Origin of the sequence: Clostridium sp. DMHC 10 (assembly GCF_001270375.1) — a bacterium.
In the GTDB taxonomy this organism is placed as follows: Bacteria; Bacillota; Clostridia; order Clostridiales; family Clostridiaceae; genus Clostridium_S; species Clostridium_S guangxiense.
The window spans coordinates 1,792,902-1,809,140 of record NZ_LGVB01000015.1; the positions used below are offsets into that span (position 1 = coordinate 1,792,902).

At 30.9% G+C, this 16,239-nt stretch carries 15 protein-coding genes and 3 pseudogenes; all 18 read left to right on the top strand.

Annotated features, from left to right (window positions below):
* The first annotated feature begins 20 nt into the window (after window positions 1–20).
* The 18 genes and pseudogenes from AGR56_RS10715 to AGR56_RS22785 all read left to right on the top strand — a co-directional run bounded on the left by AGR56_RS10715 (window position 21) and on the right by AGR56_RS22785 (window position 16,116).
* Entirely contained in the window at window positions 21–1,121 is a 1,101-nt protein-coding gene (locus AGR56_RS10715) for a stage II sporulation protein P (protein WP_053242239.1), read from the top strand.
* 188 nt (window positions 1,122–1,309) lie between these two features.
* Entirely contained in the window at window positions 1,310–1,699 is a 390-nt protein-coding gene (locus AGR56_RS10720) for a hypothetical protein (protein WP_053242240.1), read from the top strand.
* Window positions 1,700–1,852: 153 nt separating this feature from the next.
* Window positions 1,853–3,661 carry a translation elongation factor 4 gene (lepA, locus tag AGR56_RS10725; RefSeq protein ID WP_053242241.1) on the top strand — a complete coding sequence of 603 codons (1,809 nt, stop codon included), beginning with the start codon at window positions 1,853–1,855 and terminating at the stop codon, window positions 3,659–3,661.
* 2 nt (window positions 3,662–3,663) lie between these two features.
* A pseudogene (gene hemW / locus AGR56_RS10730) lies at window positions 3,664–4,792 on the top strand (radical SAM family heme chaperone HemW).
* 183 nt (window positions 4,793–4,975) lie between these two features.
* Window positions 4,976–6,013 (top strand): heat-inducible transcriptional repressor HrcA, encoded by a 1,038-nt coding sequence (hrcA, locus tag AGR56_RS10735; protein WP_053242242.1) that lies wholly within the window; start codon window positions 4,976–4,978, stop codon window positions 6,011–6,013.
* Between the two features lie 17 nt (window positions 6,014–6,030).
* Window positions 6,031–6,655, top strand: a pseudogene (gene grpE / locus AGR56_RS10740) (nucleotide exchange factor GrpE).
* Window positions 6,656–6,676: 21 nt separating this feature from the next.
* Window positions 6,677–8,548 (top strand): molecular chaperone DnaK, encoded by a 1,872-nt coding sequence (gene dnaK / locus AGR56_RS10745; RefSeq protein WP_053242243.1) that lies wholly within the window; start codon window positions 6,677–6,679, stop codon window positions 8,546–8,548.
* A 165-nt stretch (window positions 8,549–8,713) separates the two neighbouring features.
* Window positions 8,714–9,838, top strand: coding sequence for a molecular chaperone DnaJ (gene dnaJ / locus AGR56_RS10750; RefSeq protein ID WP_053242244.1), 1,125 nt, complete (start codon window positions 8,714–8,716; stop codon window positions 9,836–9,838).
* An 87-nt stretch (window positions 9,839–9,925) separates the two neighbouring features.
* Complete coding sequence (locus AGR56_RS10755; RefSeq protein ID WP_053242245.1) at window positions 9,926–10,105, top strand: hypothetical protein; 180 nt, start codon at window positions 9,926–9,928, stop codon at window positions 10,103–10,105.
* Window positions 10,106–10,242: 137 nt separating this feature from the next.
* A pseudogene (gene prmA, locus AGR56_RS10760) lies at window positions 10,243–11,177 on the top strand (50S ribosomal protein L11 methyltransferase).
* A gap of 26 nt (window positions 11,178–11,203) precedes the next feature.
* Window positions 11,204–11,956: a 16S rRNA (uracil(1498)-N(3))-methyltransferase gene (locus AGR56_RS10765; protein ID WP_053242246.1), complete on the top strand. Its 753-nt coding sequence runs from the start codon at window positions 11,204–11,206 to the stop codon at window positions 11,954–11,956.
* Window positions 11,956–13,260 (top strand): tRNA (N(6)-L-threonylcarbamoyladenosine(37)-C(2))-methylthiotransferase MtaB, encoded by a 1,305-nt coding sequence (mtaB, locus tag AGR56_RS10770; RefSeq protein WP_053242247.1) that lies wholly within the window; start codon window positions 11,956–11,958, stop codon window positions 13,258–13,260. Before AGR56_RS10765 ends, mtaB begins: the two co-directional genes overlap by 1 nt.
* A 63-nt stretch (window positions 13,261–13,323) precedes the next feature.
* On the top strand, window positions 13,324–13,668 hold the full coding sequence (locus tag AGR56_RS10775; protein WP_053242248.1) for a histidine triad nucleotide-binding protein: 345 nt from the start codon (window positions 13,324–13,326) through the stop codon (window positions 13,666–13,668).
* A gap of 137 nt (window positions 13,669–13,805) precedes the next feature.
* The gene (gene rpsU, locus AGR56_RS10780; protein ID WP_053242249.1) at window positions 13,806–13,982 is read left to right on the top strand and encodes a 30S ribosomal protein S21; all 177 of its coding nucleotides are present in this window, start codon (window positions 13,806–13,808) and stop codon (window positions 13,980–13,982) included.
* Window positions 13,983–14,002: 20 nt separating this feature from the next.
* Window positions 14,003–14,452, top strand: coding sequence for a GatB/YqeY domain-containing protein (locus AGR56_RS10785; RefSeq protein ID WP_053242250.1), 450 nt, complete (start codon window positions 14,003–14,005; stop codon window positions 14,450–14,452).
* A 237-nt stretch (window positions 14,453–14,689) separates the two neighbouring features.
* Window positions 14,690–14,992, top strand: coding sequence for a sporulation protein YqfC (gene yqfC / locus AGR56_RS10790; RefSeq protein ID WP_053242251.1), 303 nt, complete (start codon window positions 14,690–14,692; stop codon window positions 14,990–14,992).
* Window positions 14,982–15,860, top strand: a complete 879-nt coding sequence (gene yqfD, locus AGR56_RS10795) for a sporulation protein YqfD (protein WP_278279613.1) — start codon at window positions 14,982–14,984, stop codon at window positions 15,858–15,860. The genes yqfC and yqfD overlap by 11 nt, the downstream gene beginning before the upstream one ends.
* A complete protein-coding gene (locus AGR56_RS22785) occupies window positions 15,835–16,116 on the top strand; it encodes a sporulation protein YqfD (protein WP_278279614.1) in 282 nt (93 codons plus the stop codon). The genes yqfD and AGR56_RS22785 overlap by 26 nt, the downstream gene beginning before the upstream one ends.
* The last annotated feature ends 123 nt before the right edge of the window (window positions 16,117–16,239 follow it).

Genomic DNA, 16,239 nt, shown 5'->3' on the forward strand with positions numbered 1-16,239 from the left:
TATATAGGAGGGATGTGATCATGTATTATAATAAATTGATTAACGAAGATAAAGATAAGCTTATAATAAAAATAAGTATATTTACGCTGCTGATAAATTTGCTGATTTTTATGTGTATTTTCAACAAAGTTAAGGCGGGCTCCGATAAAAAATATTCTAGAAATAATTTGTCCTATGTTCAAATAATTAATTATACACTTCCATCGGTTAAGGTTTTAAATTTTGATGAAGAGGATATGGTTGAAAACAGTTATTCTATAAAAAATTTGGCACTATCAGTTATTGGAATAGATATATACAATCCAGAAAAAATATTAAGTAAGGAAATATCTTGTTTTGATAGTGACGATATGTCCGATAGTAAAATGGCATTTAACAATAATCAAAATAGTAGCAATGTGGGTGATTTTAATTTAAACAGCAGTGATATATCTAAAGTATCATCTGAAAATAACAACTCAAGTAACTCAAAAAATACAGTTTCTCCAGTGTATGATCCTAAATTAAAGAAACCATTAGATGAATCTAAGCCAGAGGTTTTAATATATCACAGTCACACTACAGAAAGCTATAAGCCATACAATCAAGATGATTTTGATGATGATCACAATGTATGTGCTGTTGGAGATGAACTTGTAAAGGAGCTTGAGCAAAATTATGGCATATCTGCAATAAATGATAAAACACTTCATAATGCAGTATATACTAAAAGCTATACTCGTTCAGGAGAAACTGTAGATAAGTATATGAAAAAATATGGTGATTTTAAGATGATAATTGATATGCATAGGGACTCAAGCCCAGATAAAACCTCTGTAACTACCAAAATAAATGGAGAAAATGTTGCAAAATTTATGTTTGTAATGGCTAGAAAAAATCCTCATTATGCTAAAAATATAGCTATGGTAAATAGTTTAGTTTCACTTACAAATAAATATTTTCCTCAGATGTTTAATGGAATTTATTATTATGATTACGGTACAAATTACTTTAATCAAGCAAAAAGCAATAATGCATTTTTAATAGAAATAGGTTCTCAGGTAAATACCTTGGATGAAGCAAAGGCTACACAAAAATATATTGCTAGAGTTATTGCAGAATATTTAAATGGTAAAAAATGAATAATAAATTAAAAAAAAGTGCATCCTTATAATTAGGAGGTGCTTTTTTTATTTATGGCAAAAAAGTTAAAAATAATTTTTATAAGTTTAATATTAATGATAACATTAATTTCTATTTGCATTAACAATATACAGCTAAACAGAAATATATATTGCAATGATTTACATATAAAAAAAGCAAGCAGGATATGATAAATAAAATTAATGACTACAATTTAGATGATATGGAAAAACATCTTGATAATTTGGAAAGTAAGGACCAAAATAGTAAAGAAAAAAACAGCATTTCTGATGTGATTGAAAAAGTATATGTTCCTAAATTCAGAATACTTTTTAGGACTAATCCTTTAGATATAAGATTAGAAACTGAAAATTATAAATTTTATATTAACAATGAAATTGTAGTTGCCTTTGGAAATAGGTTTGCAAATATAAACAATACATGCTCAAGATATATAGATGGTATTAACTCGAGATTTAATGAAATTGAAAAGGAAGTATATGCATTTGGAATAAATTTTAATGAAAATGTACAAAATGGCTTGGAAAATTTAAAAAGTGAGATGAACAAACTGTAAAAATTTCTTTGGTTGACAAAAAACCTTCTATGTATGCTATAATTTATTTTGATTTGTACACGATTAAAAATGATATTTATTAGATTACTTGAAATCTTTTTTAAGCTTTGTAGTAATTTCAATAATACATAATATTAAAGGGGGATTTGCAGCATGCCTAGTAATAGACAAAAACACATAAGGAATTTTTGTATAGTTGCACATATAGATCATGGGAAATCAACACTTGCAGACAGGCTTTTAGAGATAACAGGAACTCTTACTGAGAGAGAAATGGAACAGCAGGTTCTTGATAATATGGATATAGAAAGAGAAAGAGGTATTACTATAAAGTCACAGGCTGCAAGACTTATATATAAAAGACCTTCTGATGGTGAAGAATATGCTCTTAATTTAATAGATACTCCAGGTCATGTAGATTTTAACTATGAAGTATCTAGAAGTTTAGCTGCATGTGAAGGAGCAGTACTTGTTGTGGATGCTACTCAAGGAATACAAGCTCAAACTTTAGCAAACTGCTATATGGCCATAGATCATAATTTAGAGGTCGTGCCTGTTATAAATAAAATAGATCTACCAAGTGCAAGACCAGATGAAGTAAAAAATGAAATTGAAGATGTTATAGGAATAGAGGCTCAAGATGCCCCACTTATTTCAGCAAAAACAGGACTTAATATTGAAGATGTGCTTGAGGCTGTGGTAGAAAAAATACCTTGTCCTAGTGGTGACGAAAATAAACCTTTAAAAGCACTTATATTTGATTCGTATTATGACAGTTATAGGGGCGTAGTATGCCATATTAGAGTAATTGATGGTGCCATAAAAGCTGGAACTAGGGCTAAACTTATGGCAGCCAACAAGGAATATGAAATTACAGAAGTTGGTGTGTTTATTCCAGATTATCTTAAGGTTGATGAATTAAAAGCTGGAGATGTTGGATATGTTACAGCATCTATAAAGAATGTAAGAGACGCGAGAGTTGGAGATACAATGACAGATGCAGATAATCCAGCAAGCGAAAGGCTTGAGGGTTATAGACCAGCTATACCTATGGTGTACAGTGGAATATACCCTGTAGATGGCGCTAAGTATCCTGAATTGAAGGATGCACTTGAAAAGCTTCAGGTAAATGATGCAGCCTTAAATTTTGAACCTGAAACTTCTGTAGCACTTGGATTTGGATTTAGATGCGGTTTTCTTGGACTTTTGCATATGGAAATAATACAGGAGAGAATAGAAAGAGAATTTAATCTTGATATTATAATTACAGCACCATCAGTTGTTTATAAGATAAAGAAGACCGATGGAGAGGCTATAGATATTACTAACCCAGCTAATCTTCCAGAAACTACAGAAATAGATTACATGGAGGAACCAATTGTGAAGGCTCAAATAATTACTCCTGCGGACTATGTTGGAGCGGTTATGGAGCTTTGCCAAAACAAAAGAGGTATTTTCATTGATATGCAGTATATAGAAACTACAAGAGTTATGTTAAATTATGTAATTCCTCTAAATGAAATAATATATGATTTCTTTGATGCATTAAAGTCAAGAACAAAAGGATATGCTTCTTTTGATTATGAGCTTAATGGATATGAAAAAACAGAACTAGTTAAATTGGATATACTGCTTAACGGAGAAGTAGTAGATGCGCTTTCAATGATTGTTCCTAAAGAAAGAGCTTACGGAAAAGGAAGAGCTATAGCTGAGAAATTAAAAGAAATTATACCAAGACAGTTATTTGAAATACCTATTCAAGCAGCAGTTGGAGGAAAAATTATAGCAAGAGAAACTGTAAAGGCTATGAGAAAAGATGTTCTTGCAAAGTGCTATGGTGGAGATATTTCAAGAAAGAGAAAACTTCTTGAAAAACAAAAAGAAGGAAAAAAGAGAATGAGACAGGTTGGAAGTGTTCAAATTCCACAGGAAGCATTCATGTCTATATTGAAGGTGGATTGATTATGGGAAAATTGGGTTTGTATATACACATTCCTTTTTGTAAAAAGAAATGTCTGTATTGTGATTTCCCATCCTATAGCTGCATGGAAAAATATATGCTTGACTATGTAAAGGCATTGTGCCTTGAAATAGAAAATAAGTGTAAGGGTAAAAGATTTAATACTATATTTATTGGAGGAGGAACTCCAAGTTATTTATCTATGGAAGCATGGGAGATTTTAAAAGAAACTTTGCATAAAGTTAATAAACATGAAGATTGTGAATTTACGGTTGAGTGCAACCCAGGTTCTTTTTGATAAGGATAAGCTTGAAGTTATAAAGACAGCTGGTGCAAATAGGATAAGTATAGGACTTCAAGCATGTCAAAATGAACTTTTAGCGAGCCTTGGAAGAATTCACAATTTTAGCGAATTTTTAAAAGGCTTTGAAATGGCAAGAAATATCGGATTTAAAAATATAAATGTAGATTTGATGTTTGCCATTCCAGGACAAAGTTTTGAGCAGTGGAAAGAAACTTTAGAAAAGGTAAGTAACTTGAATCCAGAGCATATCTCATGCTACAGCCTTATTGTTGAAGAAGGAACACCATTTTATAAAATGAAAGAAGAAGGAAAGTTAGCACTTCCAGAAGAAGATGTTGAAGTTAAAATGTACAACTTTACTGTAGAGTTTTTAAGAGACAATGGATACAAGCAGTATGAAATATCAAATTTCTCTAAGGAACATAAAGAGTGCAAGCATAATTTAATATATTGGAGTATGGATGAGTATATAGGCTGTGGTGCCTCTGCTCATTCTTATTTTAATAATATAAGGAATAAAAATGAGAGCAATGTAAAAAGATATATTGAGAAAATTTTAAGTTATGAGGATACATCAGTTGAAAAACATGAAAATTCTACGAAAGATAATATGGAAGAATTTATGTTTTTAGGACTTAGAAAGACCAATGGAATAAGAATCAGTGATTTTAAAAGTAAATTTAATGTTAATATTTATGACATATATGGGGCCGTAGTTAATAAATATGAAAAGCTAGGACTTATTAAGATTGAGAGTGATAAAGTTTTTTTGACAGAAAAGGCAGTTCATATTTCTAATACTATAATGTCTGATTTTATATTGGAGTGATATTTTAAGCAAAGTAGAGAAAATTAGGCAAATAATAAAAATAATTTTATTATTTAACTTATAAGCTTAAAAATGAGATTTTCCATAAAGTAAAACATATTGACAAATACAAAACAAGGTGTTATTTTATAAACATAGTCATTAGCACTCAAACAAGGTGAGTGCTAATAAAGAGGTGAGAATATGGATATGGAGGAAAGAAAACTTAAAATCCTTCAAGCAATAATAAATGACTATATAAGCACTGGTGAGCCTGTAGGGTCAAGAACTATAGCCAAAAAATATGATTTAGGTATAAGTTCGGCCACTATAAGAAATGAAATGGCTGATCTTGAGGAAATGGGATATATAGAACAACTTCACACTTCTTCAGGAAGAAAACCTTCTGATAAGGGATATAGACTTTATGTAGATAAGCTTATGAAAGTGCCTAGAATATCACCTGAAGAAGAGATGATAATAAAAGCTAAGATAATTGATGAAGCTCTTTTTGAAGTCGATAAAATTATTAAGCAGGCTATGTCATTAATTTCTGATATGACTAAGCTTACATGTATAGTTAAAGCTTCATCAGCTGATAAAAGTTATATAAAATCCATACAGCTTATTAATGTTTCTTCAAGTAGTATACTTTGTGTAATAATAACTGATAATGGATTTATTAAAGATAGCATTATAAGAGTATCAAAAAGTGTTATTGATGAAAACTTAATGAAAATGACTGCTTTAATCAATGAAAGAATAAAAGGTCTTACTATAGAGCAGATAAACCTAGAAGTAATAAATAACCTTAAAAATGATTTGAGAGGATATGAAGATATATTCTCATCCATTATTACTAATATATACACTATATTAAAGCAGTCGGATTCATCTAAGGTTTATATGGAAGGAACAACAAACATATTTAATTATCCAGAGTTTAGAGATATTGAAAAGGTTAGGGATTTCCTTTCACTTGTAGGTAATAATGAAATTATGAAAAGTCTTATTAATGTTTCAGATGGATTTACTATAAGTATAGGAAATGAAAATAATATTTCTGAAGCTAAAGAATGTAGCATAATTTCATCAGTGTATGGCGTAAATGGGAGACCGTTTGGTACAATTGGAGTTATAGGGCCTACAAGAATACCTTATTCTAATGTTATAAGGGTCATAAAGGAAGTTGTTGATCAAATTAATGATAATCTAAAAAGGTTGTATGACAATGATGAATAAAGTAAGAGGTGAAGTTGATGAAAAAAAATAAAAAAGATGCTGAAAAAGCTATTGAAAATGAAAATAAAGATGAAGCAGTAGTAGAAGATAAAGTTCAAAATGAAGAAGAAGTTGAAGTTCAAGATAAAAAAATAGAAGGAGAAAAAGAAGAATCTCCAGAAAAGAAAGAGTTAGAAGATATGAAATTATTCAATTCCAAGTTGAAAGATGACAATGAAAAATTATCAAATGAACTTGAAACTATGAAGGATAGAATTTTAAGACTAACTGCAGAATATGACAACTATAGAAAGAGAACTGCTAAGGAAAAAGAAGGGCATATACACTGATGCATGCAGTGATGTTATAAATGAAATGCTTCCATCTTTAGACAACTTAGAAAGAGCAGCTACATCAAGTGGAAGTGCTGAAGATATAAAAAAGGGCATTGATATGACTATAAGACAATTTAAAGATGCTCTTGCAAAATTAGGTGTTGAGGAAATACCAGGTGAAGGTGCATTTGATCCTAATTTCCACAATGCTGTTATGCATATTGAAGATGAAAACTATGGAGAAAGCGAAATAGTTGAAGTTCTTCAAAAGGGATATAAAAGAGGAGATAAGGTATTAAGACATAGTATGGTAAAAGTAGCAAACTAAAATATATAGGAGGTTTTTATTATGTCAAAAGTTATAGGTATTGATTTAGGAACAACAAATTCATGTGTGGCTGTTATGGAAGGTGGAGAACCTGTTGTTATAGCTAATGCTGAGGGTGCAAGAACTACTCCTTCAGTAGTATCATTTCAGAAAAATGGAGAAAGACTTGTAGGTCAGGTTGCAAAAAGACAGGCAATAACAAACCCTGATAAGACAATTATATCTATAAAGAGAGAAATGGGAACATCACATAAAGTATCAATAGATGGTAAAGATTATACACCACAAGAAATTTCAGCAATGATACTTCAAAAATTAAAAGCTGATGCAGAAGCTTATTTAGGAGAAACAGTTACTCAAGCAGTTATAACTGTTCCAGCATATTTTAATGACAGCCAAAGACAAGCAACAAAGGATGCAGGAAAAATAGCTGGTCTTGAAGTTTTAAGAATAATAAATGAACCAACAGCAGCATCACTTGCATATGGTCTTGACAAAATGGATACAAATCAAAAGATATTTGTTTATGACCTTGGTGGTGGTACATTTGATGTATCCATACTTGAACTTGGAGATGGAGTATTTGAAGTTAAATCAACAAATGGTAACACTCGTTTAGGTGGAGATGACTTTGACAATAAAATAATGGATTACATTGCAGAAGAATTTAAGAAAGACAATGGAATAGATTTAAGAAATGATAAAATGGCACTTCAAAGATTAAAAGAAGCTGCTGAAAAAGCAAAAATAGAATTATCATCTTCAATGCAGACTAACATAAATCTTCCATTTATAACTGCAGATGCAACAGGTCCAAAGCATATAGATATGAATTTAACTAGAGCTAAATTTAATGAATTAACTCATGATTTAGTTCAAGCAACAATAGAGCCAATGAAGAAAGCACTTAATGATGCAGGACTTTCAATAAATGAAGTAGACAAAGTAGTACTTGTCGGTGGTTCAACAAGAATTCCAGCTGTTCAAGAGGCAGTTAAACAGTTTACAGGAAAAGAACCTTCAAAGGGAGTTAATCCTGATGAATGTGTTGCAGTTGGAGCTTCAATACAGGCAGGAGTTTTAACAGGGGATGTTAAAGATGTACTTCTTCTTGATGTTACACCTCTTACTCTTGGAATAGAAACTTTAGGAGGAGTTGCAACTCCATTAATAACAAGAAATACTACAATACCTACAAGAAAGAGCCAGGTATTCTCAACAGCAGCAGACAATCAGCCATCAGTTGAAATCAATATAGTACAGGGTGAAAGAAAAATGGCTGCTGACAATAAGAGCCTTGGAAGATTTACTCTTGATGGAATAGCACCAGCTCCAAGAGGAATACCTCAAATAGAAGTAACATTTGATATAGATGCAAATGGTATAGTAAATGTTTCTGCTAAAGATAAGGGAACAGGAAAAGAATCTCATATAACAATTACAGCTTCAACAAACTTAACAGATGAAGAAATAGATAAAGCTGTAAAGGATGCAGAAAAATTTGCAGAAGAAGATAAGAAAAAACAAGAAAAAATAGAAGTTAAAAATAATGCAGATCAAATGATCTTCCAGACTGAAAAGACATTAAAAGATCTTGGAGATAAAGTACCTGCTGAAGATAAAACTAACATTGATGCAAAATTAGAAGATCTTAAGAAAATTAAAGATAGCGATGATACAGAAGCTATAAAGAAAGCATCAGAAGATTTAACTCAAGCTTTATATGCAGTAACAACTAAAATCTATCAGCAAAACCCAGGAGCAGCACAGGGAGACCCTAATGCAGCAGGTGCTGGAAGCCAAGGCGCAAATTCTGGCAATGCTGGAGATGGAAAAGGCAATGGCGACGATAATGTAGTTGATGCAGATTTTAAAGTTGATAATGACAAATAAAAAATGTTTGAAAAAATTAATTTATAAGTATAATAAAAGGGAAACTGATATTAAAAATAATAGAAGTTGTTTCCTGAATATAAGGGAATGGGTTTTTACCCTTCCCTTAATTTTAAGTTAGTAGAAATTCAGCAATATAATTGTAGATTTTGGGTGGTGAAAGGGATGGCAAAAAAAGACTACTATGAGGTACTTGGACTTCAAAAAGAAGCCTCAGAAGATGAAATAAAAAAAGCATTTAGAAAACTTGCAATAAAGTATCATCCTGATAAAAATAGAGGTAATAAAGAGGCTGAGGAAAAATTCAAAGAGATAAATGAAGCCTATCAGGTTTTATCAGATCCTGAGAAGAAAGCTAATTATGATAGATTTGGAACAGCTGATTTTAATGGCGCAGGCGGAGGCTTTGGTGACTTTTCAGGCGGTGGTTTTGGCGATTTTTCAGACTTAGGAGATATATTTAGTTCATTCTTCGGTGGTGGTTTTGGAGGCGGAGGATCTAGAAGAAATCCAAATGCTCCAGAAAGAGGAAATGACCTTGAATATACCGTGACTTTAACTTTTGAAGAAGCAGTTTTTGGAGTTAAAAAAGAAATTAATTTAACTAGAAGTGAATCTTGTGAAACATGTCATGGAACAGGAGCAAAGCCTGGAACATCGGCTAAAAAATGTGATAAGTGCGGAGGTTCGGGTAGAATAAGAGTTCAGAGAAACACTGCACTTGGAAGTTTTGTAACTGAAACCTCCTGTGATAAATGTGGTGGTAAAGGAACAATAATTACTGAACCATGTCCGGATTGTCATGGCTCAGGTAATGTAAGAAAGAGAAGAAAAATATCTGTAAATATACCAGCTGGTGTTGATACTGGCAATGTAATACCTCTTAGAGGGCAAGGAGAGCATGGCAAAAATGGAGGACCAGCAGGAGATTTATATATAAATATAAAAGTTATTCCTAGTAAACAGTTTAAGAGACAAGGTTTTGATGTGTATATGGATACTCATATAAGTTTCCCTAAAGCATCATTAGGAACAGAAATAACAGTTCCTACTATTGATGGTGATGTGAAATATACAATTCCAGCAGGAACTCAATCAGCAACTGTATTTAGATTAAAGGGAAAAGGAATTTCTAGAGTCAATAGTTCAGGTAGAGGAGATCAGTACGTAAAAGTTATAGTTGATGTTCCTAAGACTTTAAATGAAAAACAAAAGGAAGCTTTAAAATTATTTATGGAAGCTAGCGGAGAGTCTTCTAATGAGAAAAAGGGGAAATTTAAGTTTTTCTAAACTGTTTTAAAGAAGGATTTTAGAGCATAATATAGAATAGTTAAGTATGATAGTAATCTGACTATAACTTGGAAGGAATGATGCTCTATGATGCTTGATCTTGATGCAAGTGAGGTAAAGAAAATAAAAAATTTAATAAACACTAGAATTCAAGAATTGCGTTACGATATGGATGAAGAATATGAAGATAGTGAAGAAGAACTTAGAAATGTCATAAGAGGTTATAAAAAACTCCTTGGTAAAATAGAAAGCCAAGTAAAAGAGTGATATAATGTTAAATACAAGTAAGAATTAAGACTTCTTACTTGTATTTTTAAGGTGATTTTGATAGAAATGCATCCAAGTTTAGGAGGGCTCTATGCCTCCTAAATCCTATCATAAATAATATATTTGGAGGAATAAAGTTGGATAAAGATTGGATAGAAGTTAGTATTGTAACAAGCAGTGAGGCTGTTGAGGCAGTTACAGGAATACTTTACAATACACCTGTTAAGGGAGTTTCAATTGAGGATTCAAATGATATCGAATTTAAGAAGAAGCATCATGGTGATTGGGATTATTTTGATGAAAAACTTCTCAATATAAAAGAAGGTGCGGTAATAAAGGGATATTACAAAGAAGACAAGGAATTTGAAAATAATTTTGAATACATAAAAAAAGTGTTGATAATTTAGGCGAATTTGGAATAGATAAAGGTAAAGGTCTTGTAGTTTCTAATAAAGTTAATGAACAAGATTGGGAAAATAACTGGAAAAAGTATTATAAGCCTACTAAAGTTGGTGCTAGAATTGTAGTAAAGCCTATATGGGAAAAGTATGAACCAAAAGATTACGAATTAGTTGTAGAACTTGATCCTGGTATGGCATTTGGAACGGGAACACATGAGACTACAAGGATGTGTATACAGGCACTTGAAAGATATGTGGATGATAATTCAACGGTTTTTGATATAGGAACAGGATCTGGTATACTTGCTATTTCAGCAGCTAAATTGAATGCAAGTAAAGTTTTAGGAGTTGATCTTGATCCTGTTGCGGTAGATTCTGCAAAACAAAACTTGAAGTATAATAATTTAGACAACATTGAAATCAAACACGGAGATTTAATGGAAGTTGTTGAAGGAAAAGCAGATGTAATTGTAGCAAATATTATTGCAGAAGTTATAAAGATTTTAATACCTGATGTAAATAAATTTATTACAAAGGGAGGATATTTTGTATCATCTGGTATAATAAAAGATAGAGCTAAGGATGTAATTGAAGAATTAAGAAAAAATAAATTTGAGATAGTAGAAGTTAATAACCAAGGAGAATGGGTCTGTATTGTTGCAAAAGCATAAAATATTTAAGGAGAGTGTTCTAAAATATGCACAAATTTTTTGTCGCCAAAGAAAATATAGTTAATAATATTGTAAGTATATACGGCGATGATGTGAAACATATATATAAGGTGTTAAGGCTTAAAGAAGGGGAAAAAATAAGCATAAACAACTGCAATGGAGAGGAATTTGTAGCAGAAATAACTCATATAGATAAAAGCATTGTAGAAGCTAAAATAATAGAAAAATTAGATGTGAACAATGAAAGTCCACTTGATGTATATTTATTTCAAGGAGTCCCTAAAGCAGCAAAAATGGATATTATAGTTCAAAAAGGTTGCGAACTTGGACTAAAGGAAATAAATCCTGTTATAATGAAAAGAGTAGTTGTAAAAAACGAAATGAAGGAATTCAAGAAACTGGATAGATGGAATAGGATTGCATTTGAAGCATGTAAGCAAAGTAAAAGAAGTTTAATAACTAAAGTAAATGATGTAATTGAGTTTAATGATATGCTTGAAAAGCTAGAAGACATTGATCTAGTGATAGTTCCTTATGAAAACGAAGAAGGTACTGGACTAAAAAAAGTAGTGAAAGAAATAGATGGTAAGAACATTAAAAATGTAGCAATTGTAATAGGACCTGAAGGTGGTTTTGATGAACAAGAAATAGAAGAACTAAAGCAAATTGGAGCACATATAATTACACTAGGACCTAGAATACTTAGAACTGAAACAGCAGGTTTTGTATGTACTTCACTTGTTATGTATGAACTATCCGATATTGGAGGAAATTTATAATGAAAGTTGCTTTTATCACACTTGGATGCAGAGTAAATTCATATGAAAGTGAAGCTATGGCCGAAAAGTTTATTAAAGAAGGATATGAACTTGTAGAGCCAGGAGACAAGGCTGATGTTTATGTTATAAATACATGTACGGTTACAAATATGGGTGACAGAAAATCAAGGCAGATGATAAGTAAGGCAAAAAAATTAAATAAGGATGCTCTTATAGCAGTTGTAGGATGTTACTCTCAGGTTGAGCCTGAGAAGGTATCTAAAATAGATGGTGTTGATATAATACTTGGAACTAAAAATAAGGGAGATATAATAAAATATTTAAATGAATTTATTGAAAAAAGAAAGCAAATAGTAAACGTCAAAGATGTTTTTAGAGATAAAAAATTTGAAGATCTTAAAATAGAAGAATATCATGATAAGACAAGGGCGTTTTTAAAAATACAGGATGGCTGTAATAGATTTTGTTCATACTGTCTTATACCTTATGCAAGGGGTGGAATATGCAGTAAAGATCCTGATGAGGTAATAAATGAAATCAAGGAACTTGCTAAGCACGGATTTAAGGAAATTATATTATCAGGAATACATATAGCATCTTATGGTCTTGATCTTAAAAATGGTTGGGATTTAATTAGGATTATTGAAGAAGCCGAAAAAATTGAAGGTATAGATAGAATAAGAATAGGATCAATTGAACCGACATTTTTTACAGATCAAGTAATTGAAAAGATAAGATCTATGAAAAAGATGTGTTCTCATTTTCACTTGTCACTTCAAAGTGGGTGTACAGATACACTAAAGAGAATGAATAGACATTATACAGCAGAGGAATACAAGAATATTGTAGAAAAGATTAGAAAGAATATAAAGGATGTGTCAATAACAACTGATGTTATTGTGGGTTTCCCAGGTGAAACTGAAAGTGAATTTAATGAAACTTATAATTTCCTTAAGGATATAAAGCTTACTAAAACTCATATATTTAAATATTCTAAGAGAGAAGGCACAAAGGCAGCTGATATGAGCAAGCAGGTTGATGGTAATGTAAAAGAAGCTAGAAGTGCTAAGCTTATTGAACTTAACAATAAAAATGAGAGTGAATTTATAAAGAAATTTATTGGAAGAAGTATGAAGGTGCTTTTTGAAAGTAATTTTGAAAATAATAGTAAATTGTACGAAGGATATACTACTAATTATATAAAAGTTGTAGTAGAAAGCCATAAGAATATATCTTCATCTATATTAGATGTAAATATTATTTCTGATAAGAATGAGTATTTAATTGGCGAAATTATACAGTGAATGCATTGCATAGAGGAAAAAATTTGATTTATATTGAATATATTATCAGAAGGGGGTGATTACATGGATGATTGTGTTTTTTGTAAAATAGTAAAGGGAGAAATACCAAGTAATAAAGTATATGAAGATGATAAAATAATAAGCTTTAAGGACCTAAATCCTGAAGCTCCAGTGCATGTGCTTATTATTCCTAAAAAACATATTTCAAGTCTTAATGATGTTAATGATGAAGACGCTGAAATAATAGCACATATATTTAAAACTGTTCCTAAGCTAGTAAAAGAGCTTGGAATTGATGAAGCTGGGTATAGAATAGTTTCAAATTGCGGAGAAAATGGTGGGCAGAGTGTTCCACACGTTCATTTCCACTTACTTGGAGGTAGAAGTCTTAACTGGCCTCCAGGCTAAAAACATGCATATAAATTGTTCTATGAACGCATGAAATTGTTGACATTAAAGCTTTATGTGTTGTATAATTGTTTTGTGTTATTTTGCCCAATAGCTGCATTTGAATTATAGTTAAGCTAGCGGAGGGAGGGATATAGATGTCAGAAATTAAAGTTGGCGAAAATGAATCTTTAGAGAATGCGTTAAGAAGATTTAAGAGAAAATGTGCTAGAGCGGGGGTTCTTTCAGAAGTAAGAAAGAGAGAACATTATGAAAAGCCTAGTGTAAAAAGAAAGAAAAAATCTGAAGCTGCTAGAAAAAGAAAGTTTAAATAGGTTTGAAAGAAGGTACGTGAATGTCCCTTAAGGAAAAACTACAGCAAGATTGGAAAGAAGCCTTGAAAAGTGGAGATAAATTTAAGGCTAACATAATCAGTATGGCTAGAGCTGCTGTTTTACAGGTTGAAAAAACCGATGGCGAAAAGTTAGATGACTCAAATGTCATTGAGGTTTTATCAAGAGAAGTTAAACAGAGGCGAGAGGCTTTAGTTGAGTTTGAAAAAGGTAATAGGCAAGATTTAGTTGATAAAGCTAATAATGAGATAAAAATCCTTATGAATTACCTTCCTCAGCAATTGACTGAAGATGAGATTAAAAGTATTATTAACGATGTAGCTAAAGAAGTTGGAGCAAATGGCATGAAAGACATGGGAAAAGTAATGAAATCTGTAACTCCTAAAACAAAGGGACGTGCAGATGGTTCATTAGTTAGTAAACTCGTGAAAGAGTTTTTAAATAGTAAATAAAATGGAATTGTATAAGATCCGGATTTGCCGGATCTTTTATTAATGTGATTTCGTAAGAAATGTATTCAAATTGGAGATGGCTTAATGACATCTCCAATTTTATTTATGTGAAATTGGTGCTAGTGGAAATAAGATGGAAGGAGTTTAATATTCCTTCCATTTTTATTTTGTAGTAATTTATTGTAGCTTAAAGTCATAAATTAATATGGAAGTGTTGTAACGTTTGAGGGTGGAAGGGTGAAGAAATTTAGATTAAGTAACATAAAAAGAAGTATAGCAAATAAACTTGATTTTCCAACAGATATAGTTTTAGACATACCAAAGATAGATATCTCAATATTAGGAAATGAAGAAATATCCATAGAAAATCATAAGGAAATTCTTACCTTTAATGAAAATCTAATTAAAGTAAGTACTACATCAGGAATTATAAGGATAAAAGGAAGCAATCTTGAAATTCTTTTTATAGGGAAAAGCACAATAATAATTGGCGGGAAATTCAAAGCTATTGCGTATGGAGATGATAGTGATGAAAGTTAAATTTGATAAAACAAAACATGCTTATATAACCATTGAAATTAGAACTAAAAAAATTGAGGAGTTTTTAAATTTACTTTGGAGAAATAAAATAAAATTAATTGAAATACATAGGATGGATATGAACTTAATTCGTATAGAAACAGAACTTAAAGATTACAAAAAAATAAAGGATTTAGCAGCTAAAACAAAATCAAGAGTAAAAATAATAAGAACAAGAGGGTTTGGGTTCGTTTTACTTAAGTTAAAAAATAGATTTTCTCTAGTGATAGGAGCTGTCATGTTTTTAGTTGTTATACATTATTTAGCTGGTTTTATATGGGGAATAGATATAAATACAGAAAAAAATATACCACCGTATAATATAAGGCTCCAGCTATATAATTTAGGTATAAGACCTGGAATAAATAAAAGAAACTTAAATGTTTATGATATTGAAAAAAAGCTTGCTCTTAGAAATAATGATATAATGTGGGCCAGAGTTAGGATATATGGCTCTCATCTCAAAGTTAATATTGCAGAAAGGCAAGAACCACCTCAAATAATAAATGACACTAATCTGTGTAATATTGCAGCGAATAAAGACGGGTATATACTTAGAATTTATACAAAGTCTGGTACTGCCGTTGTTAAGCCTGGAGATGTCGTTAAAAAAGGACAAGTACTTATAAAAGGAGAGCAAGGAAAGGAAGGAAGTACTTATAATGTTCACGCAGAAGGAAATGTTATTGCACAAGTTTCTTATGAAAAATCAGTGGACGTTAGCTTATCTAAGCATGTTAGAGTGAGAACGGGAAAAAATTTGGAAAATTATTATATAAAAATTGGAGATAAAAAATTTTTATTTGAAAAAAAATGCAAACAAGTTTAAGAAATATGATAAAATAATAGATAGCAATTTATTTTTTAATAAAGAAACATATTATGAAGTTGAAGATAAATTAGAAAAGCAAAATAAGGAAAAGCTTATTAAAAATGAAGCCGATGAAATGTATAAAAAAATTTCTTCTAAGTTTGATAAAAATATAAAAGTAATTAATAAAAGCGTTGATACAACAACAAGTGGAGATTTGTGTACAATTAGAATTTTAGTAATAACAGAAGAAGATATAGGAATGATACAGTAAATAGGGTTACTGATTCAACTATTAATTTATATATGTCTCATGTGCCTTGAACATGCATAGATTAAGTTTTGGTACGGTAACCCTTTATAAGCAGTGTTAAACAAAAGGGTGAATTAATATGAA

What these genes read in the sequence shown, in the direction of transcription:
- AGR56_RS10715 (WP_053242239.1), top strand. Translation starts at nt 21, where the DNA reads ATGTATTATAATAAATTGATTAACGAAGATAAAGATAAGCTTATAATA.
- AGR56_RS10720 (WP_053242240.1), top strand. Translation starts at nt 1,310, where the DNA reads ATGATAAATAAAATTAATGACTACAATTTAGATGATATGGAAAAACAT.
- lepA (WP_053242241.1), top strand. Translation starts at nt 1,853, where the DNA reads ATGCCTAGTAATAGACAAAAACACATAAGGAATTTTTGTATAGTTGCA.
- hrcA (WP_053242242.1), top strand. Translation starts at nt 4,976, where the DNA reads ATGGATATGGAGGAAAGAAAACTTAAAATCCTTCAAGCAATAATAAAT.
- dnaK (WP_053242243.1), top strand. Translation starts at nt 6,677, where the DNA reads ATGTCAAAAGTTATAGGTATTGATTTAGGAACAACAAATTCATGTGTG.
- dnaJ (WP_053242244.1), top strand. Translation starts at nt 8,714, where the DNA reads ATGGCAAAAAAAGACTACTATGAGGTACTTGGACTTCAAAAAGAAGCC.
- AGR56_RS10755 (WP_053242245.1), top strand. Translation starts at nt 9,926, where the DNA reads ATGATGCTTGATCTTGATGCAAGTGAGGTAAAGAAAATAAAAAATTTA.
- AGR56_RS10765 (WP_053242246.1), top strand. Translation starts at nt 11,204, where the DNA reads ATGCACAAATTTTTTGTCGCCAAAGAAAATATAGTTAATAATATTGTA.
- mtaB (WP_053242247.1), top strand. Translation starts at nt 11,956, where the DNA reads ATGAAAGTTGCTTTTATCACACTTGGATGCAGAGTAAATTCATATGAA.
- AGR56_RS10775 (WP_053242248.1), top strand. Translation starts at nt 13,324, where the DNA reads ATGGATGATTGTGTTTTTTGTAAAATAGTAAAGGGAGAAATACCAAGT.
- rpsU (WP_053242249.1), top strand. Translation starts at nt 13,806, where the DNA reads ATGTCAGAAATTAAAGTTGGCGAAAATGAATCTTTAGAGAATGCGTTA.
- AGR56_RS10785 (WP_053242250.1), top strand. Translation starts at nt 14,003, where the DNA reads ATGTCCCTTAAGGAAAAACTACAGCAAGATTGGAAAGAAGCCTTGAAA.
- yqfD (WP_278279613.1), top strand. Translation starts at nt 14,982, where the DNA reads ATGAAAGTTAAATTTGATAAAACAAAACATGCTTATATAACCATTGAA.